The following is a 21,417-nucleotide window of genomic DNA, read 5'->3' as shown; positions in this document are numbered from 1 at the left end:
ACAATTGAGGTTAAATTTTCGCATGATACCAAAGGATCAGTATCCAAGTGATGTAAAAATTCTTCGAGTCGTTTCCATTAACGTAAATGGCTTACGTTCTTCAGTGACGAAAGGCTTACTTGAATGGTTAGAACAATCAGATGCCGATGTCGTATGCATGCAGGAAAGCCGCATTACCCATGAACAATGGACTGAGAAATTTAGACCCGAGGGATGGCATACCCATCTCTTTCCAGCAGAGCGTGCAGGCTACGCAGGTACTGCAATTTATAGCCGCTTACCCTTTGTCTCTATTAAAGATGGTTTAGGGTTTGAATTGGCCGATAGTCAAGGCCGCTTCATTTCTGCCGAATTCGATTTAGGTTTGTCACATCCCGTACATATTGCATCATTATACTTACCTTCAGGCTCAAGTGGTGAAGAAGCGCAAACACGTAAAGATTTATTTTTAGGTGAATATGCCAAAATCTTGAAACAATGGCGTGATGAGAATAAGTCCATCATTATTTGTGGCGATTACAACATTGTTCATAAACGGATTGATATTAAAAACTGGTCTGGCAACCAAAAGTCGTCTGGCTGTTTACCACATGAGCGTGCTTGGCTTGACCACATTTATGATGAACTTGGTTATGTAGATACTTTCCGTGTTGTAAGAACAGAAGCGGAATTGTATTCATGGTGGTCAAATCGCGGACAAGCGCGTGCGAAAAATGTAGGTTGGCGTATTGACTATCATGCATGTTCACCAGACTGGAAAGCGCGCACTGTAAATGCATGGGTCTATAAAGATCAATGGTTTAGTGACCATGCTCCAGTTATTATCGACTATAAAATTCAAGAATAAGTGAACACATGTTCACTTACATTGTCGTTTTTGCTTACAACACATGTCGCTTTTGAGTATTTTTCTTACACATGTTTAACGGCATTATAGCCCCACGGCACAGGGAAGCAGTCAGGATGACGCAAAAGGATAGGACGCCGTAGGAAGATAAAATAAACTTAAGATAAGTTTATTTGCAAGGATGTGACAATGGACGTTGAAATGAGACCCGCATGATCAGGATGATTAAATGCGGGTTTTCTCTTTTCTATCTCTTATTTTTTGCGCTACGTTCTTTTAGTTTTTTAATTTATTCTTATTAAGCTCATTATTACCTCGTCTTATGACAATAACATGACATTCTTTATTGTTTTAATCATTATTTTTCATTTGTTTTAAAAGTATCTGTATAAAGTAGTGCTCAAATGCATTTTGGGTTAGGCTGTGTGTTCTTTCTTTTTGACATGGTCCGATAAAATGTTAAAAATTTATGGTATTAAAAACTGTAACTCGATGAAAAAAGCATTTGATGCTTTACAAGCAAAAGGTTTGAGCTACGAATTTCACGATTATAAAAAACAAGGGATCGATGCCGATACTCTAAAAATCTGGTTAAAAGAAATTGGACAAGACACGGTGCTCAACAAGAAAGGTACCACGTGGAAAAAACTATCTGAAGAAGAACAAACGCGTGCTTTAAGCAGTGAAGATCATCTTATTGAGGCGCTAATTACTCAGCCAAGCTTAATCAAGCGACCAGTTCTACAGACCTCTAAAGGGTTTCTTGTGGGCTTTGATGAAACGGCCTATCAAAATTTAAGCGCATAAAAAAACGAGCCCAATGGCTCGTTTTTTATTTAGGCTTTTAGTTCGCACGAATCCAAGTTTGGTTACGGCCCAATGCTGAAACGCCAATATAACCACGTAATTTAAGCTTCTTACCGCCCTCAGCCAACTCACCTTTTAATTTGTAAGTTTTGCCAGATTTCGGGTCTAAAATTGTACCGTTTTCATAACTGTTACCACCTACATTTTTTAGATTATGTACAATGGTCACACCTTTAAGCGGTTTGTTTTTATACGGACCTTCACATTTTGTACAAGCGTTTTCTTCACCTGGTGTCAAAATGTTTTGAATGGTTGCAGTTAAGGTTCCATCCTTCTGTTCCGTAAATTTTACTACGGCTTTGGGTTTATTGGTTTGGTCATCAATCGTTTTCCATACCGTTCCGTTTAGTGGGTCAGCCGCATTGGCAAATGCAGCCATACCAACAAGTCCTAAAGCTAAAGCAATCTTTTTCATTTTTGTAATATCCTTGGGTCTTCCAAGACTTCAGTATTCAAAACTCGCAACGATATTGCAATTTTTGAATGTGACTGTTTCGTGTAACCTTGTAACCTTGAAAAATAAAATTTATAGGGAAACAAGTAATTAACATAAGCGGATACTATATGAATATACCTAATGTTTTAAAATATTATTTCACAGAAACATTTCTTAAAACAGCAATTCGCAAACCAAGTCAGTTGAATTTACCTCCAACTGCTCTGCGCCCTATGCTTGAACAACTTTGCCGAGCCTTTCCAAAACAAAAAAATGTAACCGTTCGACCAATCCGACTTGCTGGGATTAAGGGTGAAGAAATTAAAGCCCAAGATTCAGCGACCCAGCTTATTTTTCATATTCACGGCGGCGCCTTTTTTTTAGGAAGTTTAAAAACACATCATGCGTTCATGACAGATTTGGCTGCTCGTACCCAAATGCAAATTATTCATGTGGACTATCCACTTGCACCCGAGCATCCATATCCTGAGGCAACTGAGGCCTTATATGACGTCTATCAATCGTTATTAGTTCAAGGTATCCAGCCTAAAGATATTATTTTATCTGGTGACTCTTGTGGAGCTAATTTGGCTTTGGCACTTTGCTTACGTTTAAAAGAACAACCCGAGCTTATGCCAAGTGGCCTGATTTTATTGTCACCTTTTCTAGATTTAACCCTAACCAGTGAGTCTTTAAGATTTAACCAAAAACATGATGCCCTACTTTCTCTTAAAGCCCTGCAAATAGGTATTCAACATTATATTGGCAACCATATTGCGGCAGACGACCCACGTGTTTCACCTATTTTCGACAACTTAGAAGGTTTACCGCCAACATTAGTTCAGGTCGGTTCAAAAGAAATTTTATTAGACGATGCCAAACGTTTTAGAGAGAAAGCTGAAGAAGCAGGTGTCAAAGTACACTTTAAACTTTACACAGGCATGTGGCATAACTTCCAAATGTTTAATGCTTGGTTCGAAGAAGCAAAACAGGCGATGGCGGATATTGCTGAGTTTGCTCATGAACTTGATAAGACGTAATCAAAATGAAGAAGTGACAAATTTAAAATTTGTCACTTCTTCTTATTTTTCACAATCCAAATCATGAGGTTTAATTTATGAATCATGGTATGTTTAGGTTATGAATCCTTCAAACTCTCCCTCTTTAGGATGATCTGACGAAGAGACATCTCTATTTAGGAGTTCCTTTATTATTATGAAAATTCGTTTAATCACTCGTCCTATAAATAAAATAAAACAGGTGATTCTCAATTTCATCCATCACAATCACATTATTAACTGGACCCCATTACAAAAAAGCGCACTAATGCTTACCCTCGCCTGCGCAATGAATTTCAGTTGGATTTTATGGAAAGGCTATATTTTAATTACTCCTAGTGTTTGGCAATGGGCAAACCTATCTTTAGTTGAATCACAAATCTGGCTGAATTTACTGACCTTATTTTTATTAGCTGTACTCATTATTCCTTGTTATCGCTACAAAGACCAAGCTTGGGCGCAAAAAATTGTGCCTTTAATTAGTGTACAAGCCTTTATGTTGATGTTGTGCCACGATGGATATTTAATTGGAAGTATCAGCCCTGCCACAATGGTGGGTTACGTAGGCACTATTGGCGTAGGTTTGGTTTTATTTGAAAGAAAAATTGTTTATAGCGCTTTTATACCTGCAACTATTATTCTAGTGGTATGTACATATTTAAGTATGACGGGAGTTATTTCATATGCTCCCCTATTTAATTTTACAGCGATGCGGCATGCCCAAACCAATCCATTTTGGCTAGGAAGTATGCTGTTTTTTATTATGCCCATTTTAGTGGCGTGTTTTATTTTATTTGAAATATTGCTGACTCAATGGCGTCAACGAGAAACCTATATTCAACGTTTAAGCCAAATCGACCCATTAACTAATGTCTTAAATAGACGAAGCTTAAACACCCATCTTGAAGCACTTCATGAACAGCAATTTGATTATGCCGTGATCCTTCTTGATATCGATCATTTTAAAAAAATTAATGATATATACGGACATCATCAGGGTGATCAGGTTTTGATTGAAATTGCTCAGTGTCTTTCTGAAAACTTACGTAATGAAGATATTATTGGACGTTTTGGTGGAGAAGAATTTATTTTATTACTTCCTCATACCGATATTATTCAAGCAGAAAAAATTGCTGAACGTTGCCGGCAAGCTTTACAAGAATTGACTATCTTCAATAATCAAAATATCCAAATTCATGTAAGTGCCAGCTTTGGCATCAGCAGTTCTGCATTTGCAAATGACCCCTATCTTGTGATTAGACAAGCCGATCAAGCGCTCTATGCTGTAAAGGCCTCTGGGCGTAATCAAGTACGCACTTTTCACCAACTACCTCAGATCAAATCAATTTGAATCTTTAGCTTTTGATAAGCTTGCCAGCTGTTGTAAAAGCTCTTGCTGACTAAATGCGCCTGTTAAACGTAAAGAACGAATTTCTTGCTGTTGCTTGTTTAAAAAGAGATACGTAGGAGGCCCAAGAATATTCCATTGTTTGAGCAATGCTTCATGTGACTGGTCATAATGACTCAAATCAAGTTTAATGAGATAGTAAGGCACAAGAGCCGTCTGAACCTCAGGTGATTTTAAAATACGATGTTCAATAGGCTGACAAGCCACGCACCAATCGGCATAGACATCAACAACAATAGCCCGATCAGCAGGAGCTGCTGCTAAAATCTTTTGAAAGTCTGCTGCCGTGGTCGCCACATGCCACTCAGCCATATGCTCAGAATTTTGCAAGCTACGATTTTGAATATGTTGATACTGGTTATAAACCACAAATGGCGTTACCAATAAAAGCAGGAGCGCATAAAGCCACTGTAACTGCCCTTTTTTCCAAAAGAACTGATACAGCGCATAGATAATAAAAGCTAGCCCAAGTACGAAACTAAGTGCTTGCATCCCCCAATCTGGTAATAAAGGGCGGATGAAATAAAGGCTTAACCCCAGCATCAGAAAAGCAAAAATCACTTTAATCTGATGCATCCAGTCGCCCGCTTTAGGTAAGAACTTTGCACCTAAAACACTGGCAATGAGTAAAGGGATTCCCATGCCAAAACCGAGACAGAATAAAAGCAAAGCACCTTGCCATTGGTTCTGGGTTTGAGAAATAAATAATAAAGTTCCAGCCAAAGGCGCAGTCATGCATGGGCCAACCAAGAGCGCAGAAACCACCCCCATAACGCCTGCGCCAACTAAAGTACCACCTTGTTGCATGGACTGAATACGATCAAGGCGATTTAACCAAGTTTGCGGTAACCGAAGCTCAAAAAGCCCAAACAAATTTAGTGCAAAAACCACAAACAACAAACTAAACGCAATAAGGGTAGCAGGCTGTTGTAGCCAGCGTTGGAAATTTAAACCCGCTGAAGAAGCAATCAAGCCTAGACCTGCATAGACCAATGCCATACTACACACAAAAGTAAGTGCAATCATCCAAGCTTTTAAACCTTTGTGATCTCGGATAATTAATGAAGTTAAAATCGGCAGCATTGGTAAAGAGCATGGCGTAAATGCAAGCAGCATGCCTAAACCTAAAAATAATAAAACACCATACCAAAGCGAGTGTTCAATTAACTTTGCTGACCAAACCTGATCTTGGGCAATCTCCGGAGCAGCTCCTTCAGCTTGAGTAGCTGAACTCTGATTCTCTAAAGACTCCGTAGAGCTTGATGCTTGGGTATTTGCCAAATCTAATAAGCGTTTTGGTGCTGCACTAGCCTGATTTTGCAAACCGACCAGACCATCTGCGTCAGTTTGAAACTCAATAGTTTGTGGAGGATAACAAATACGGTCTTTGGCACAGCCTTGCCAAGTTACAGTGTAGTGCTCTGAAGGCTTGGTTTTAATCTGGAAGTTGACTTGATGGTAATAAACTTCGCTTTGGCCATAGTTCTCATCATATTGAGAAACCGCTTTAGGCAATTTTAAAGTTAAAGGCTGATTGCCCTGTTGTACGGTAAATTTATGTTGATATAAATAATAATTCGGCTGAATCTGCCACGATAACTTTGCGGTATGCGATTGTGGCGATTCAACCGAAAATGAAAAAGCCTGTTCGGGTGACAATAACTTATCTTCTGCAAAGACAAACTGACTCAATACAAAAGTAGCGGCTACTAGAAAATAAATAATTCCCTGAGAAATAAGCTTTTTCATCAATAATAATGAGTTCAAGTTAGTCTGATCAGAATAAGAATGCCATGCCTAAGCCACCTTTGTAGCTCTTATCTTGACCTTCTAAGTCCACACCAATATTTGCATCAAGTTGAGTGCGGTTATTTACTGCGTAAACTAGACCTGTTCCTAAACCATATTGGTAGTCTTGGCTTTCAGCTTTACGATAAACAAATTCAGAATATCCTGAAAGTTTGCCCGCAATCTTATAATTGATGGTTGGAATTGCAGTCACTGCCCAGTTACTGTTTTGTACTTCATAACGCATGGTAATAGAAGTATCCAACAAATCATTATATTTATAAGCTACTGCTGAACTTAAACTATATATATCGTCATGGGCAGTAAACTCATCATTACCTGTTGCGATAACAGCTTCAGCCAATACAGCCATTGTTAAATTTTCATCATTTAAATCAATCGCTTTTTTTAAGCCGATACTTACATCGCCAAAACCTGAGTTATCCGTTTTTTTACCCGCACGTTTAGTTTGAGTCCATGCCGGACCTTGCCAGCCTAATTGCAATTCCAAACCATCAGCTAAACCTGTACGGAATAACATATCCTCATTTACAGTAACTGTTTTTTCTTTAACGCCATCAACAGTTGACTCTGTATAAGTTGCACTTGGTAAACCTTGTTCCCATGCTAATTTACCAACTGGTGTAATGCCTGTTCCAAAGCCTGAACCCGGACGATCAAACGAGAACTCTGCGGCAAAAGTACTTCCTGCAGCAACGGCGGTCAGAGCAAAAGTTAAAATTTGAAATGTTCTCATTCTATTATCCAATCAAGTAGTTAATTCTTTTGACATTTTTGCTCCGTGACGGCGCAATAACTCTAGTGTTTCACGCTCTTCTTGAAGCGCTTCTGACCAATCTATTTCATCAAAATCACAATCAAAGAACAACTGACTGATTGAAGATAAAATGGTGAGTCCTTCTTCATCACGTGTGTTTGGATCAACTTTTTCATCTAGCAAGCGCTGAACTGCTGGTGCACATGCCGAACTTGCTGCATCCCATAGTGGACCATAAAACTCTTCTGCATCCCAAAGATGAACATTTGCCTTTGCCTGAATGAGGGCTTCAAGAATATCGAGATAAACTTGCAGGGCTTGCTGTTTTTCTTCTTGTGATAATGGAGTCCCCGCTTCATACGCTTCAGAGACGTCTTCCCACCATTTAAAAATTCCATCACAAATAATGGACACTGGCGGTCCTTGTTCCGGATCAATGAAATTCGGATCAAGACCCTCAGCAAGTAATTTTTGTACTTGCGCGAGTTCTAATTCTTCTATGGCTTTAATTAAAGCCTGCTGTTGGGTGGTTAACATGACCATCTCTCAAAAATATATTAGCGCTATTATGCCTAATCTCTACTGAAGATTTTAGAGGTCAACGCTATTGCATTGCAAACCTAAAGTTGTGAAGAGTTTTTATTGGACTTTTTATGTATTCATAAAAAAAGCCCCGAAGGGCTTTTTAGTGTTTTTTAAACTTCATCATCAATGAATTCTGGTTGACCACCTCTCGGGTGTTCTTTTTTCTCAAAGGTATGTTCAAGGCTACGTTTTAGCTTTTCAATCGCGCCATGAATTGAAGCGTCAATATTTCCTGCTTTATGGTGCACTGCAACTGGTTTTAAGCCAGAAGGACGTGCTTCGATCATACAGTGGATATCTTTGTCTCCACCTTTGTCCCCATTTTCATCACTAAAATGAACCGAGAAATGTGTAATACGTTCGCTATGACGTTGGAATTCTTGAGTAAGTTCTGCACGTACATAAGTAATTAAACGTTCACTATTATGGATGTTTTTATCTGTGCGGATTTCAATATTCATAAATACCATCCTCTCTTTCTTACTGTGGATCTTTTCTATGCAAAACTTTTTTATGTTGGCATGTTTTAAGCATGCATGAACTGACTTCAATTGTACATTTTGATGGTGTAATGGTTTGTTATCTCCTGACTTAAACGTACTGCTTTTAATTTATTTTGAAGATCTTCATACCTTCAATATCAGTCCATCTATAAAAATATGCAAGCTGATTTTTTAAATTTTTATGAAAAATTGAACAAAAGGAGAGCAATTGTGCCCGAATCTTATCTATCTGGAGCAGAACTTATTGAGCAGATTCAAAAGTCTCCTTATTCACGTGATTTAGTCGGTTATCACGGACAGCCTCCAGAGGTGAAATGGCCTAATAATGCTAAGGTTGCCGTGCAATTTGTGCTGAATTATGAAGAAGGTGGTGAAAAACATATTGAACACGGCGACGAAGGTTCAGAGCAGTTTTTATCCGAGATTATTGGCGCTGCAAGTTACCCAGCCAAACATATGTCGATGGACTCTATGTACGAATATGGTTCACGTGCTGGTTTTTGGCGCATTCATAATGAGTTTCAACGGCGCAAGCTCCCCATGACCATTTTTGGAGTAGCAATGGCACTTGTTCGCAACCCTTATATTGTAGAGGCAATTAAACAAGCCGATTACGATGTGGTTTCTCATGGCTACCGCTGGCTTCATTATCAAGAGAGTGATCTTGAAGTCGAAAAACAGCATATGGAACAAGCTTTATCTGTTTTAGAAAACTTGTTTGAAAATAAAACCATAGGTTGGTACACCGGACGTGATAGCCCCAATACGCGTCAGTTGCTTGCTGAGTTCCCGCAAATACAATACGACTCTGATTATTATGGTGATGAACTGCCTTTTTGGACGACACTTACCGATACGGCGGGTGCGTCACGACCTCATCTGATTATTCCTTATACTTTGGAATGTAACGATATGAAGTTCTGCTCACCAGGTGGATTTAATAGTTCAGAACAGTTTTTTCAATATTTAAAAGATAGTTTTGATGTGTTGTATGCCGAGGGAGAAACTGCACCAAAAATGATGTCTATTGGAATGCACTGCCGTATTTTAGGGCGTCCGGGTCGTTTTAAAGCATTACAAAGATTCCTAGACTATATTGAAATGCATGATCGTGTTTGGGTATGTCGCCGTCAGGATATTGCAGAATATTGGTATAAAAATCACATAAATCAATAATTGATTATTAATTTTCCAAATTCTTAAGCAAATCTCAAATCACTCTTGGCACTGTTATTGCTAAAACTCTATATCACGACAATGAGTTTAGGAATAACAGTGTTTTTAGCCGAGTTTAATCAAGCCCCACCCGACCAACTCAAGACTCTATTAAACAACTGCGTCCATATTCCTGTATGGGCCGAAAAAATTATTTCAGAACGTCCCTACTCATCAACTTCAGTTCTTTTAGGGTATGCAGAACAATTAAGCCACACATGGTCATGGCAAGAGATTCAGGCCGCGTTAGCCACCCATCCAAAAATTGGTGAAAGACAGGCAAAAAAACAGCTCAATGCAAAAGAGCAAAATTTTTCAGTCCAAGAACAAGCTGGCATTTCCTTAGATGAACAAACACAACAAGCCCTGCTGCAAGGTAATATCGAGTATGAGCAGAAGTTTGGTTTTATTTTTCTAATTAAAGCCGCAGGCCTCAGTAGCAACGAGATTTTAAAAAAACTCCATCAACGTCTTCAAAACAACTTAGCTATTGAAAAAACAATTGTACATGAGCAACTCGCTGCAATTGCTCTATTACGTCTATCTCAGGAAGTACAAGCATGATCAGCACTCATATTTTAGATACGAATTTAGGTAAACCGGCGTCACAGGTCGAAGTGAAGTTGTTTCATGCAGCCACTCATGAACTGATAGCGACTGCAATTACCAACCAAGATGGGCGAGTGAGTGATTTTGGAATAAAAAACTTAGGTACAGGTGCTTATCAACTTGAATTTGAAGTTGCCCCTTATTTTTCATCACAGCAAATCAAAACCTTTTTTCCCCGTGTTTGTATTCAATTTTTCATAGAAGACACCAATCAGCATTACCACATTCCATTACTGATCAGCCCGTTTGCTTACTCCACTTATCGCGGCAGCTAACTCAAATATAAATAGGAGAAAAATATGAATCATCAGCAAAAGAATGCGATTTCTCCAGAGCATGAATATTTAGGAATTTCCAAAAGTTTTGCTTACGGCTTACAGCATGTACTCACCATGTATGGGGGTATTGTAGCCCCGCCACTGATTATTGGAACGGCAGCTGGCTTAAGCGCAGCACAAGTCGGAATGCTCATTGCAGCGGCCCTATTTGTAGGCGGGTTGGCAACTCTCATACAAACCATCGGAACCAAATATCTAGGGGCAAAATTACCTCTGGTGCAAGGTGTGTCTTTTGCTGGTGTGGCAACCATGGTTGCTATTATCACTACAGGCGGTGGTTTACCTGCTGTCTACGGCGCGGTTATTGCCGCATCTTTAATTGGACTATGCCTTGCACCTTACTTTTCAAAAATTATTCGTTTTTTCCCACCTGTTGTGACGGGATGTGTCATCACGATTATTGGGTTATCTCTGTTACCCGTTGCGATTCGCTGGATGATGGGTGGTAACAACAAAGCACCTGATTGGGGTAGCGTCGAGAATATCTCTTTAGCTTTGCTGACCTTAGGCATTGTGATTATTCTAAATATGCTGCCACAAGCAAGTATTCGCCGTTTATCAATTTTGTTGGCTATTGTTGCTGGTACTACCCTTGCCTACTTTATGGGTTTTGGAGATTTTAGTCAGGTGAGCTCAGGCGCATGGCTGCAATTTCCACACTTATTTGCATTTGGTTTACCAACTTTTGAGCTAAGTGCAATTTTATCGATGCTAATCGTTACTTTGGTGATTATGACGGAAACTACAGCCGATATTATTGCTGTCGGAGATATTGTAGGAACCCAAGTCGATTCAAAACGCATCGCCAATGGTGTACGTGCAGATATGTTTTCAAGCGCTATTGCTCCTATCTTTGGTTCATTCATGCAAAGTGCTTTTGCCCAAAATGTTGGACTGGTGGCAATTACAGGCATCAAAAGCCGCTTTGTCGTGGCAGCAGGCGGAGTCATTCTGATTATTTTAGGTCTATTACCTGTTATGGGCCGCCTTATTGCGGCAATTCCTATGCCAGTACTTGGTGGTGCGGGTTTGGTCTTATTTGGGTCGGTTGCAGCAAGTGGAATTCGCACTTTGGCAAAAATTGATTATAACGATCAGAAAAATTTGATTATTGTAGCAACTGCTTTATCAGCTGGGATGATTCCAATTATTAACCATGAATTTTATGCTCATTTCCCAGTTTGGGTACAAACTTTGTTCCATTCGGGTATTAGTTCGACTTGTATCTTTGCTATCTTATTGAATTTGTTATTTAATCACTTACCTTCATTTCGCAGCTCGCGTACCCCTCATTTAAGCCAAACAATAAACACACGAAATACACATTAATGAGTTAGTTTTTTAGCGCCCCACTTCGGTGGGCTTTTTTTTAACCGTTGATCAAATTTGGCTTCATTTTTGCTTAAGACCCTGTATCCTTAGCGTGCTTTATTTGGGGGGAGATCATTTAAATGCAATTAAAGCAACTTGCGGCGACTTGTGCCTTGTTATCTGCAACTGCCATGGTTCAGGCAAAACCAATCTGGCAAGATTTTAGTGTGACTGGACTTTATGGTGAAAACTATGAAGTTGTAGATGACAAAGAAACTACGATTACTTTGGAATATGCAGCAAAAGTTAAATATGCTGATGTATTTTTCTTTATGGACCGCATGCGTGGCGAAGATGACTATAAAAGTACTTACTTTGAGTTATCACCACGTTTAAGCTTAGGTGAAGTTTCTGGCAAAAAATTGACATACGGCCCAATTAAAGATGTGCTCATTAGTACCACTTGGGAAAGTAATACTCAAAACGGCAATAACTTTGACAACTTCTTGTATGGTTTTGCAGTTGATTTAGATATCCCATATTTCCAATATGCGAATTTAAACTTCTACCGTGCGAACAATGAAAAAACTGACGACGATTATCAAATGACATTCGTTTATGGCATTCCATTAAAATTAGGATCTGAAGATTTCTTGGTAGATGGTTTCCTAGACTGGTCAACCGCTGAAGATGACCATGCGAGTGAGTTGAACTGGACAACTCAATGGAAATGGAATGTAGGTAAACACATTTCTCCTGATACACGTCTATACCTCGGTATCGAGCACTCAGTGTGGAATAACAAATTTGGTATTAAAGGTGCCGACGAAAATAACGTCAGTGCATTGGTTAAATACCACTTCTAAAATTTTTATTTAGAAGATAAAACAGCAAGGAAAACTCCTTGCTGTTTTTGTTTTTAATCGAGTGGATTACCCACAATATTACTAATAATTCCTTGCATAATATGTCCGCCTTGTTCACGGCGTAGTTCCGCATACCATGCCTGCGTGACCGTTTCATCTTTCATATGCGTTACGTCACAGCGTTTGCGCGCACGAAGCACCAATTCATTGGCACGTTCATTACGCTTGTTTTGATAGCGGCGTAAAGCATCCTCTAGTCCCAAAGTGTTAATTTGCAAAGACCGCGCTAAATAAATCGCGTCTTCCATAGCTTGGCAACCGCCTTGCCCAATATCAGGTGTCGTGCTATGTGCAGCATCACCTAAAATCACCACACGACCTTTATAAAACTGTGTGAACGGTTCAATATCATGGATTTCTACCCGATTGGTTTTTTGCGGGTCTAAGCGCTCAATAAGCTGCTGCACGGGTTGACACCAATCAGCAAAATATTGTTTTAAAAGTTTTTTATATTCATCCCGATTATTCTCTAACCCTGCTGGTAAAGGTACATCTAAAAAGAAATAAAAACGTCCATCCGCAACTGGCATCAGAGACGCGCGCTTACCCTCTCCTACATAAGTCGTCCATTGCTGAGCTGGCGCTAAATCTTCGGATATTTCAACCAGACCATTCCAGTTCACATAACCTGCATAGCGACGTTGTACCTGCTGACCTAACACATAGGCCCGAGTCATTGAATGCGTACCATCTGCCCCTATGAGTAAATCAGCCTGCGTTGAGCTGCCATCTGCAAAATGAACCTCTACAAAATCAGCTTTATCTTCAAGGCCTACCATTTTTTTGCCTAAATAAATCTGATCTCGACCAAACTCATCCATTAACATATTTTGTAAATCGGCACGTGCAACCGGATAAGGGCGTTGTCCTACTTCTTCAATTAATGGTCGTAAACTGAATTGTGTCATCACATCTCCAGTTAAACCATCTACATAGGCCAAGTCATCCATTTGTCCACCAAGTTTGGCGATTTTGTCAGTTAATCCCAGATAGTTCAGACATTTCACCCCATTCGACCACAGCGAAATTGCGGCGCCGACCGGAAGAATCTTTTCAGTTTGCTCAAAAATACGAACTTGGTGACCAAATTTCTTTAATGCAATGCCTGTGGTTAGACCTCCCATTCCCGCACCAATAATCACCACATTCATAACACGCTCCTATAGATATTCACCTATAGGGTGCTTATGCTAAAAACATGCCATCGTTCAAAATTTATTTAGCTTTTCCACAAAACTGGCATGCACCATGCTTATATATTTATGTATAAAACTCATCTCAACACGCTCAGTGTGAGTGCAGTTTTAAATGAAAAATCATGTTTTTAACAAGAAATACGGATACTCCATTATGGCAACATTGCACGCTCCAGCTTTTGAACTTCCTGAAATTTTGAATACTAAAACAAATTTGGCAGATGCCCGAATTGGTGCACAAGTGATTGAGTGTTCAGATGATTTCTTTGCCGAAGCAAAGCGAATGCTGCAATTTGAAGCACCTATTTTTGTTGAAGATAAATTTGATGATCATGGCAAATGGATGGACGGTTGGGAGACCCGCCGTAAGCGTCATGCAGGCTATGACTGGTGTATTGTGAAACTAGGTGTGAGTGGAAAAATCAGTGCACTTGATATCGATACCACGTTTTTTACAGGAAATTATCCTGCTTCTGCCTCATTAGAGGCATGTTATGCACCAAATGGTGACCTTACTGGGGCAAAGTGGCAGAGTATTTTAGAAAATACAGAGCTAGGGCCGAGTCAACATCATATTTTTATGGTCAATAATGATACAATTTTCACGCATATACGCCTCAATATTTTCCCAGATGGTGGTGTTGCCCGTTTACGCGTTTATGGTGACGTTCATATTCAGGTGACCGACCACGAGCAGACTCTCGATTTATTGGCCTTAGAAAATGGCGGTCGTGTAATTGCTTATAGCGATGCGCACTTTGGACATCCACGTAATTTGATTAACCCAGGCCGTGGCGTCAACATGGGAGATGGGTGGGAAACCAAACGCCGCCGCGCACCAGGTTATGACTGGTGTATTCTTGCATTGGGTAAAAGCGGAAAAATTGAAAAAATTGAAATTGATACGGCGCATTTTAAAGGTAACTTTCCTGCTGAAGTTTCTATTCAGGCGGTCTACCTTGAAAATGCAACCGATGCACAGCTGATTCCACAAAGTATGTTTTGGTCTTACTTACTTGAAGCCCAACCTATGCAAATGGACCATATTCATGAATATATGAATGAAATTTTACAGCATGAAAAAGTCTCGCATATCCGTATTAATATGATTCCGGATGGTGGTATTAGCCGTGTCCGTTTATGGGGAAAAATTGCCAAGTCATGATCATGAAGAATGTTCAAATTCAGCCTTTAACCATTGAGAACTTTCAGCCCTTCGGAGAAGTCATTTGTTGTGACGGGCATGATTTTTTTCATATTAATGATGCACACACCGAGCGCTACCATGCGCTCGTTGAAACTGAAATTGAAGGGGAAGCAAAGGCAGGAATTAGTATTTTCCGTAATATTAAGGCCAGTGTGTTGCCTCTAGAAATTTCAATGCTAGAGCGCCATCCGAAAGGCTCTCAAGCATTCATTCCATTACAGCAACAAAAATTTTTAATTATTGTGGCTCCTGGTTTAGACGAAAATACTCCTGATATTTCAAAACTATGTGCTTTTGTTTCGGATGGCAAGCAAAGTATCAATTATCGGGCAGGTACTTGGCATCATCCTTTGCTTACCTTTGAAGCACCGAGTGATTTTGCAGTAGTGGATCGAATTGGAGGCGGTGCAAATTGCGATATTTTTCAATTTCCCCATCCGATAAAAATTACTGTCTAAATTAAAATAGACAAATCTGTCTATTTTTTAATTTAATAGTAGAACCCGTTGTGGTGATTTCCAACAATTTAGGTTTAAATAAAAAAATCCCCACCAATTGAGCGGGGATTTTTTCATTTATTTTTAAACCGTAATATCAGCTAAGTTACCCTTCTGCTCAAGCCATTGCTTACGGTCTGCTGCACGTTTTTTTGCAAGGAGCTTGTCGAGTAAACCTGCCGTTAAATGTGCATCATCTAGATCGAGTTGCACCAAACGACGGGTGTTCGGATCCATTGTTGTTTCACGTAGTTGAATTGCGTTCATCTCGCCCAACCCTTTGAATCGGGTAATTTGCGGGTTCTTATTGCCTTTAACATTTTTCAAAATGGTTTCAAGCTCTTCATCATCTAGCGCGTAATGGACATCTTTACCAATGTCGATACGGAACAATGGTGGCATTGCTACATACAAATGCCCTTCTTCAACCAATGCTGGAAAATGTTTAACGAATAAAGCGCAAAGCAAAGTCGCAATGTGTAAACCATCCGAGTCGGCATCGGCCAAAATACAGATTTTGCCGTAACGTAATTCAGATAAATCATCACTACCCGGGTCTACACCAATTGCAATGGCAATGTCGTGAACTTCCTGAGAAGCAAGTACTTCATCTGAAGAAACTTCCCATGTATTTAAGATTTTTCCACGAATTGGCATGATAGCTTGAAAGTTCTTATCACGCGCCTGCTTGGCACTACCGCCCGCAGAGTCACCCTCAACAATAAAGAGTTCACTTTCTTCACGTGTTTGGCCCACGCAGTCCGCCAGCTTACCCGGTAAAGCCGGGCCAGAAACAATCTTTTTACGCTCAACTTTTTTCGCAGCTTTTAAACGGCGCCCTGCTTTAGAAATTGCCATTTCAGCAAGTTGCATGGCAATTTCAGCATGCTGGTTGAGCCAGAGTGCAAACGCATCTTTAGCAATATTTAAAACTATATTGGCAGCTTCACGACTCGAAAGACGCTCTTTGGTTTGACCAGAGAACTGTGGTTCTTGGAACTTGAGCGACAAAATGTAATTCACGCCATCCCAAACATCTTCAGCCGAAAGTTTAAGATTACGTGGTAATAAATTACGTAACTCACAGAATTCACGTAGCGCTTCAGTCACCCCTGAACGCAAACCGTTCACATGAGTACCACCTTGTGCAGTTGGAATCAGGTTGACATAACTTTCTTGAACCTGTTCACCACCTTCTACATTCCAGCAAATCGCAAATTCACACGCAGCACGGTCTGCTTGCCCACTGCTTACAAATGCAGGGTTTGGTAGAATTTCACGGTCTTGCAATTCATCCATCAAATAATCGACAAGGCCATTTTCAAATTGCCATTCGATTTTTTCATCGTTAATTTGATCGATATAAGTGATTTTTAAACCAGCAGCTAAAACAGCTTTGGCTTTTAAATTATGTTTAAGTGCTTTTAAAGCAAATTTTGGGCTATCAAAATATTTAGCTTCAGGCCAGAAACGTACCGTAGTTCCTGTCGCACGTTTAGGTGCTTTACCTTCTAACACCGCTAAAGGTGCAACAGGTTCGCCTTGCTCAAAGGCCATCTGGTATAAATTACCCTGACGCTGAACTTCTACCTCAACACGTGTAGATAAAGCGTTTACAACCGAAATCCCCACACCATGTAAACCACCTGAAAACTGATAGTTATCAGTACTAAACTTACCACCAGCATGCAACTTGGTTAAAATGATTTCGATACCACTTTGGCCATATTCAGGGTGAATATCGACTGGCATACCACGGCCATTATCTTCAACCGACAACGAACCATCTTTATAAACCGTGACACAGATTTTGTCGGCATGACCAGCTAAGGCTTCATCGACAGCATTATCAATAACTTCTTGGGCTAAATGGTTAGGACGAGAAGTATCGGTATACATCCCCGGGCGACGACGAACAGGGTCTAAACCGGAAAGAACTTCAAGCGATTGAGCCGTATATTGTGTCACGTTGTACGTTTTCCTTATTTGATGGTGTGCGCAAAGAATTCGATCACTAAGGGTAATTTTTCTTCAAAATCTTCCATGGCATGATTGCCATGAGCATCCGTCAAAATCAATGAGGATGGTGTTGCAGCACTATAATAGCGTTGTGCTTGACGATAATCCAAAATTTCGTCGCCTTGTTGCAACAAGACGAGTATTTTGTCAGCATTTTCAGGCTGTTTCAGTTCCAGTTGTTCTAACTGTCGTAACTGAACATGATCAATTGACCATTGATCGTTCACCTTATAAGGCATGCTTTCAACTTGAAATAACTCATCAAACAGCTTCCATGGTTGCATAGCAGGGTTAATCAGTACAGCCGGAATATTATATTTCGCGACAAAATACGTCGCAAAAAAACCACCAAGACTACTGCCGACTAAAGCCACCTCTTGTAAAGACTCAATCAGCTCTGAAACCTGTGCTACTACCTGTTCCGGAGATCTATTTAAATCTGGCAAATGCACATTTATGCCCAATTCGCTACAATACTGCTTAAGGCTGAGCCCTTTAATTGAAGAAGAGCTACTATTAAAGCCATGGAGGTAGATAATATTCATATATTTTTCCCTCTAAATTGAGAATAAACTCACATTTTTGTTCTCAGTTTGTATATAAAAACACTATTGTCAGACAAGAAAAACCACTCAACTTACCATTCATCAGTATTTTAAAAACATGTGTTATTTAAACTACTAAGATGGAAACGTTAGCTGCCGTTCATAAAAAGTACAGCTTAAAACGTCGGTTATAACGTAAATGGGGAAAAGATATGCCGAGCTTAACACCGTTACATGAAACTTATTGTAAATGGGATCGTACGCCACCTAGTCAGGCCGACGTACTAGAAGGTTTAGCTCAACTGTTCAGTACCAGCTTAAATGGTGTACATGAATTAATACAAGTCATTAATATTGAAGTATTAAAAAATGCTTTTGGTATTAGTGCCCAAAATGCTAAAAATTTCCAAAAACGGCCCTCTGTCCAAAAGGCATATCAGTTTTCTTATGGTGCCTTACAAAAATATGGTAGTTGTTTTTTAGCACCAGGGCTGCGTCGCATTATTGAAAAATTTCCAACCCTTCATGAGAAGCCATTAACACCAACCCTTCATTTTTTAGTAGGAGTGTTAAATGGTATTTTCGGAGACTATCTACTTAAACAACATAGCCCCCTCGCCTTGCCAATGGTTCTATACGACCACTACGGTGCAATCCAACAAGGCGAACTTGCAGGCCGTATTGTAATTTTGGTTCATGGTTTGTGCATGAACCATCTTACTTGGTCAAATGCACATTATGGCGGGATTGGTGAGCGTCTGTTAGCACAGCGTGATCACAACACGATGCTGTATTTAAATTACAATACAGGCCGCCGTATTTCAGCCAATGGCCGCAGTTTCTCAAATTTATTAGAAGATTTAGTACAGCGTAATCCAAGAATTACCAGCATTGATTTAATTGGTCATAGTATGGGTGGACTGGTTTCCCGTAGCGCACTGTTTTACGGTAAACAAAATATGTACCAATGGATTCATATGGTCGAAAACCTCGTCTGTATTGGTTCTCCCCACCACGGTGCAGTGCTTGAGCGTTTTGGATTTGCGCTACAAGATCGGCTAGGCGCTTTTCCATTTGTTGGCCTAATTGGTCAGCTGGTTAACATCCGTAGTAATGGGATTTTAGACCTACGCCATGGTAGTGTTCGAGATGATGACTGGGAATACATGGATGCCCGTATTGGTATGATGGATGACAACCGTGCTCCGGCTCCTCTACCTTCTCATATCAATACCTTTTTAGTGGCAGGAACACTCGAGTTTGAAAAGGTGCGTAATAAAGCGCTTACCGTGATTGGCGATTACTTAGTGAGTGTAAAAAGCGCACTAGGTGAACATCCTAATCCACGTTTTCAGCTTAAAGTTCCAGACTCACATAAAGCGGTGTTTTATGGCTTAAATCACTTTGAAATTCAATATCACTCAAGTGTTGCCGAACAGATTACTCGCTGGCTATATCCTCATGTGAATGATTATGTGCAAGAAGGTATTCAAACCCATATTATTGATATGCCGAACTATACGCTTGAAGATTTAGAAGGAATTGTAGAGACGTAAAAAAAAGCCCAACTTATGTTGGGCTTTTTTAATTAATTAGCTTTTGTAGAAGAAAGAAAATATTTTTAAATTTCAACCTTCCAAGCTTTATTGGCAACTAGTTTTCCATTTTTTATATTTAAAACGATATTATATGCTGCTGCACCACCATTATTAAAAGTATTTAAAATAAAAATATTATTATTTAAGAAATATATTTTAAAATCAGCAAGCTCGTTCTTGTCACTGTCTATACCATTTTTAGGAAAAAAGTATTGCTCTATATCATTTTCACCAATTTCTATTTTCTTATCTTTACTCTTAATAATGATTTTATCAAGTTGTAAAAAATCATTATTAGGTAAAGTACCATCAGTACCAAAGAATTTTTTATTATTAAAATACTTATATTCACCTTTAAAAGTTTTATAAAGTTTAGGATCTAAAATAGCTTTTTTTTGCATACACTTCTACTATTATATTTTTATCATTATAAACAGCTTTTTCTCTAGAATATTGAGATAGCTTAATAGAATTGTAACCACTAAAATTATTTACTCTATTTTTATAGACAAATCCAGTTACACCATTGCTTGCATTAACTAAACAAAAATTATTTGTCCCTTCATCCATCACACAAGAAACAATTTCATTATTATTTAATTTGGACGTAACTTTAGAATTTAAACTTGAATTTCCTCGTACATTAACGTACCCATCCTTATCTTGAATAAAACCAAAGTCAGCATATGAACTCTCAATAGATCCAATCATGAAAGCAGTAAAAACGATAAATTTAAAATGTTTTTTCATTTTGAACAAACTCATTATTCACTTCGAATTTCTATTTTATAATACTAGTAATATCAAATTTTAAGCTAATATTACTATTATCAAATGCAATCAAAATTTTAATAACGAACAATTACTCTTCATCATCATGACAATCATTTTTCTTATTTTTTATATTTATATCAGTTGTATAATTAGTTCTAAAATTTAAATTTATTAAATTTTCTTTTCTAAAGATTTTCGGCACTATATTCCAAACATTTTTACCGTTAGTAACAAATGCTAAATTAAATTCCGGAACTTTATTATTATTAGTGTTAATTTGATATTCTACAGAAAAACTATCTTTTTCTTACCAACAATATTATATATACGTGGCTGCTTTAAACCTTGATCACAAGCTTGATATATAAAAATTTTATCTTTTAAAATCTTAATTGTACTTTCACTACAATAACACCCACCTGTTTCCAAATCTTTCATGATACCATTTGTATATCTAAATGGTTTTATTAGCTTTCCTTCTAAATTATCAAGGTCCAAATATGAATTTTTCAAATCTTTTATTTTAGAATTATTAAAATCACTTAAACATTTATAGTTTCCACTATTTACTTCTTTTCCATTAAAATTACATTTTAAATTTCTATTTTTCAACCAAGAACGTTGAGTATCAACAAGATATTTAACTTCATTTTTATTATCACTGATATAGCCTTTTATATCTGAATACACACTATTCAGTTCATGCTCACTATTACTATATATTGTTTTCTTATCTAACTGTTCTGGTTTATAATCTGTAGCATTTGAGGTAATACATACGCTAAAAATCAATAAAAAATTATGAAATTTAATAAAACTAGTTCTCACTATATACACCTTTGATAAAACACACCAAGTATATATTAGGTTTGTTTTATTGGTATCAAATGCCAAATAAATTATATTTTAAAA

The 21,417-nt window shown here is 38.6% G+C and carries 20 protein-coding genes and 2 pseudogenes; 12 read left to right on the top strand and 10 right to left on the bottom strand.

The features are described from left to right. The first annotated feature begins 22 nt into the window (after positions 1-22). Both G9371_RS07075 and G9371_RS07070 read left to right on the top strand, forming a co-directional pair. On the top strand, positions 23-847 hold the full coding sequence (locus G9371_RS07075; protein WP_029424078.1) for an exodeoxyribonuclease III: 825 nt from the start codon (positions 23-25) through the stop codon (positions 845-847). A 456-nt stretch (positions 848-1,303) separates the two neighbouring features. Beyond that, positions 1,304-1,654: an arsenate reductase gene (locus G9371_RS07070; RefSeq protein WP_002059456.1), complete on the top strand. Its 351-nt coding sequence runs from the start codon at positions 1,304-1,306 to the stop codon at positions 1,652-1,654. Positions 1,655-1,691: 37 nt separating this feature from the next. Here the strand turns inward: G9371_RS07070 and G9371_RS07065 are convergent, their stop codons facing one another. Further along, positions 1,692-2,129, bottom strand: coding sequence for a DUF2147 domain-containing protein (locus tag G9371_RS07065; protein WP_000717015.1), 438 nt, complete (start codon positions 2,127-2,129; stop codon positions 1,692-1,694). 149 nt (positions 2,130-2,278) lie between these two features. On the opposite strand from G9371_RS07065, the gene G9371_RS07060 reads away from it, so the two are divergent. Next, positions 2,279-3,190: an alpha/beta hydrolase gene (locus G9371_RS07060; RefSeq protein ID WP_029424077.1), complete on the top strand. Its 912-nt coding sequence runs from the start codon at positions 2,279-2,281 to the stop codon at positions 3,188-3,190. 175 nt (positions 3,191-3,365) lie between these two features. Then, positions 3,366-4,559, top strand: a complete 1,194-nt coding sequence (locus G9371_RS07055) for a sensor domain-containing diguanylate cyclase (RefSeq protein ID WP_029424076.1) — start codon at positions 3,366-3,368, stop codon at positions 4,557-4,559. Here the strand turns inward: G9371_RS07055 and dsbD are convergent. From dsbD to G9371_RS07035, 4 genes are all read right to left on the bottom strand, one after another. Beyond that, positions 4,551-6,365, bottom strand: a complete 1,815-nt coding sequence (gene dsbD / locus G9371_RS07050; protein ID WP_029424075.1) for a protein-disulfide reductase DsbD — start codon at positions 6,363-6,365, stop codon at positions 4,551-4,553. The genes G9371_RS07055 and dsbD overlap by 9 nt on opposite strands. Before the next feature lie 28 nt (positions 6,366-6,393). Continuing rightward, positions 6,394-7,161, bottom strand: a complete 768-nt coding sequence (locus tag G9371_RS07045) for a transporter (RefSeq protein ID WP_001258754.1) — start codon at positions 7,159-7,161, stop codon at positions 6,394-6,396. 12 nt (positions 7,162-7,173) lie between these two features. Further along, entirely contained in the window at positions 7,174-7,719 is a 546-nt protein-coding gene (locus G9371_RS07040; protein ID WP_000958427.1) for an ankyrin repeat domain-containing protein, read from the bottom strand. A gap of 158 nt (positions 7,720-7,877) precedes the next feature. Next, positions 7,878-8,228 (bottom strand): HPF/RaiA family ribosome-associated protein, encoded by a 351-nt coding sequence (locus G9371_RS07035; protein WP_001019316.1) that lies wholly within the window; start codon positions 8,226-8,228, stop codon positions 7,878-7,880. Between the two features lie 252 nt (positions 8,229-8,480). Between G9371_RS07035 and puuE the strand changes: the two genes are divergently transcribed. From puuE to G9371_RS07010, 5 genes are all read left to right on the top strand, one after another. After that, on the top strand, positions 8,481-9,446 hold the full coding sequence (gene puuE / locus G9371_RS07030; RefSeq protein WP_029424074.1) for an allantoinase PuuE: 966 nt from the start codon (positions 8,481-8,483) through the stop codon (positions 9,444-9,446). A 99-nt stretch (positions 9,447-9,545) separates the two neighbouring features. Next, positions 9,546-10,049, top strand: a complete 504-nt coding sequence (gene uraD / locus G9371_RS07025) for a 2-oxo-4-hydroxy-4-carboxy-5-ureidoimidazoline decarboxylase (RefSeq protein ID WP_029424073.1) — start codon at positions 9,546-9,548, stop codon at positions 10,047-10,049. Further along, the gene (gene uraH, locus G9371_RS07020) at positions 10,046-10,369 is read left to right on the top strand and encodes a hydroxyisourate hydrolase (RefSeq protein ID WP_029424072.1); all 324 of its coding nucleotides are present in this window, start codon (positions 10,046-10,048) and stop codon (positions 10,367-10,369) included. Before uraD ends, uraH begins: the two co-directional genes overlap by 4 nt. A 24-nt stretch (positions 10,370-10,393) precedes the next feature. Beyond that, positions 10,394-11,761, top strand: coding sequence for a nucleobase:cation symporter-2 family protein (locus G9371_RS07015; RefSeq protein ID WP_001016457.1), 1,368 nt, complete (start codon positions 10,394-10,396; stop codon positions 11,759-11,761). Positions 11,762-11,883: 122 nt separating this feature from the next. Continuing rightward, entirely contained in the window at positions 11,884-12,609 is a 726-nt protein-coding gene (locus G9371_RS07010) for an outer membrane protein OmpK (protein ID WP_029424071.1), read from the top strand. Between the two features lie 53 nt (positions 12,610-12,662). Here G9371_RS07010 and hpxO read toward each other — a convergent pair whose 3' ends face one another. Then, a complete protein-coding gene (gene hpxO / locus G9371_RS07005) occupies positions 12,663-13,820 on the bottom strand; it encodes an FAD-dependent urate hydroxylase HpxO (RefSeq protein ID WP_001103527.1) in 1,158 nt (385 codons plus the stop codon). A gap of 199 nt (positions 13,821-14,019) precedes the next feature. Here hpxO and alc point away from each other — a divergent pair, with 199 nt between their 5' ends. Together alc and G9371_RS06995 are read left to right on the top strand one after the other, a co-directional pair. Next, positions 14,020-15,030: an allantoicase gene (alc, locus tag G9371_RS07000; protein WP_029424070.1), complete on the top strand. Its 1,011-nt coding sequence runs from the start codon at positions 14,020-14,022 to the stop codon at positions 15,028-15,030. Beyond that, positions 15,027-15,530 (top strand): ureidoglycolate lyase, encoded by a 504-nt coding sequence (locus G9371_RS06995; protein WP_029424069.1) that lies wholly within the window; start codon positions 15,027-15,029, stop codon positions 15,528-15,530. Before alc ends, G9371_RS06995 begins: the two co-directional genes overlap by 4 nt. Positions 15,531-15,653: 123 nt before the next feature. Here G9371_RS06995 and parE read toward each other — a convergent pair whose 3' ends face one another. Together parE and G9371_RS06985 are read right to left on the bottom strand one after the other, a co-directional pair. Further along, entirely contained in the window at positions 15,654-17,537 is a 1,884-nt protein-coding gene (parE, locus tag G9371_RS06990) for a DNA topoisomerase IV subunit B (protein WP_000195974.1), read from the bottom strand. A gap of 14 nt (positions 17,538-17,551) precedes the next feature. Continuing rightward, positions 17,552-18,133, bottom strand: a complete 582-nt coding sequence (locus G9371_RS06985; RefSeq protein WP_001021725.1) for a YqiA/YcfP family alpha/beta fold hydrolase — start codon at positions 18,131-18,133, stop codon at positions 17,552-17,554. Positions 18,134-18,345: 212 nt separating this feature from the next. On the opposite strand from G9371_RS06985, the gene G9371_RS06980 reads away from it, so the two are divergent. Beyond that, a complete protein-coding gene (locus G9371_RS06980) occupies positions 18,346-19,689 on the top strand; it encodes an alpha/beta fold hydrolase (protein ID WP_001139637.1) in 1,344 nt (447 codons plus the stop codon). 65 nt (positions 19,690-19,754) lie between these two features. Here the strand turns inward: G9371_RS06980 and G9371_RS06975 are convergent. Further along, positions 19,755-20,481: pseudogene (locus G9371_RS06975) on the bottom strand (SH3 domain-containing protein). Positions 20,482-20,593: 112 nt separating this feature from the next. Next, positions 20,594-21,333 (bottom strand): annotated as a pseudogene (locus G9371_RS06970) (lysozyme inhibitor LprI family protein). Positions 21,334-21,417: the final 84 nt, after the last annotated feature.

Origin of the sequence: Acinetobacter sp. EKM10A (assembly GCF_011075215.1) — a bacterium.
Taxonomy (GTDB): Bacteria; Pseudomonadota; Gammaproteobacteria; order Pseudomonadales; family Moraxellaceae; genus Acinetobacter; species Acinetobacter baumannii.
Note: the sequence above shows the minus strand (reverse complement) of the source record. Positions and strands in the feature narration are given on the sequence as shown.

Coding starts and splice junctions, on each gene's coding strand:
- G9371_RS07075 (WP_029424078.1), top strand. CDS start 23: ATGATACCAAAGGATCAGTATCCAAGTGATGTAAAAATTCTTCGAGTC.
- G9371_RS07070 (WP_002059456.1), top strand. CDS start 1,304: ATGTTAAAAATTTATGGTATTAAAAACTGTAACTCGATGAAAAAAGCA.
- G9371_RS07065 (WP_000717015.1), bottom strand. CDS start 2,129: ATGAAAAAGATTGCTTTAGCTTTAGGACTTGTTGGTATGGCTGCATTT.
- G9371_RS07060 (WP_029424077.1), top strand. CDS start 2,279: ATGAATATACCTAATGTTTTAAAATATTATTTCACAGAAACATTTCTT.
- G9371_RS07055 (WP_029424076.1), top strand. CDS start 3,366: ATGAAAATTCGTTTAATCACTCGTCCTATAAATAAAATAAAACAGGTG.
- dsbD (WP_029424075.1), bottom strand. CDS start 6,365: ATGAAAAAGCTTATTTCTCAGGGAATTATTTATTTTCTAGTAGCCGCT.
- G9371_RS07045 (WP_001258754.1), bottom strand. CDS start 7,161: ATGAGAACATTTCAAATTTTAACTTTTGCTCTGACCGCCGTTGCTGCA.
- G9371_RS07040 (WP_000958427.1), bottom strand. CDS start 7,719: ATGTTAACCACCCAACAGCAGGCTTTAATTAAAGCCATAGAAGAATTA.
- G9371_RS07035 (WP_001019316.1), bottom strand. CDS start 8,228: ATGAATATTGAAATCCGCACAGATAAAAACATCCATAATAGTGAACGT.
- uraH (WP_029424072.1), top strand. CDS start 10,046: ATGATCAGCACTCATATTTTAGATACGAATTTAGGTAAACCGGCGTCA.
- G9371_RS07015 (WP_001016457.1), top strand. CDS start 10,394: ATGAATCATCAGCAAAAGAATGCGATTTCTCCAGAGCATGAATATTTA.
- G9371_RS07010 (WP_029424071.1), top strand. CDS start 11,884: ATGCAATTAAAGCAACTTGCGGCGACTTGTGCCTTGTTATCTGCAACT.
- hpxO (WP_001103527.1), bottom strand. CDS start 13,820: ATGAATGTGGTGATTATTGGTGCGGGAATGGGAGGTCTAACCACAGGC.
- alc (WP_029424070.1), top strand. CDS start 14,020: ATGGCAACATTGCACGCTCCAGCTTTTGAACTTCCTGAAATTTTGAAT.
- G9371_RS06995 (WP_029424069.1), top strand. CDS start 15,027: ATGATCATGAAGAATGTTCAAATTCAGCCTTTAACCATTGAGAACTTT.
- G9371_RS06985 (WP_001021725.1), bottom strand. CDS start 18,133: ATGAATATTATCTACCTCCATGGCTTTAATAGTAGCTCTTCTTCAATT.
- G9371_RS06980 (WP_001139637.1), top strand. CDS start 18,346: ATGCCGAGCTTAACACCGTTACATGAAACTTATTGTAAATGGGATCGT.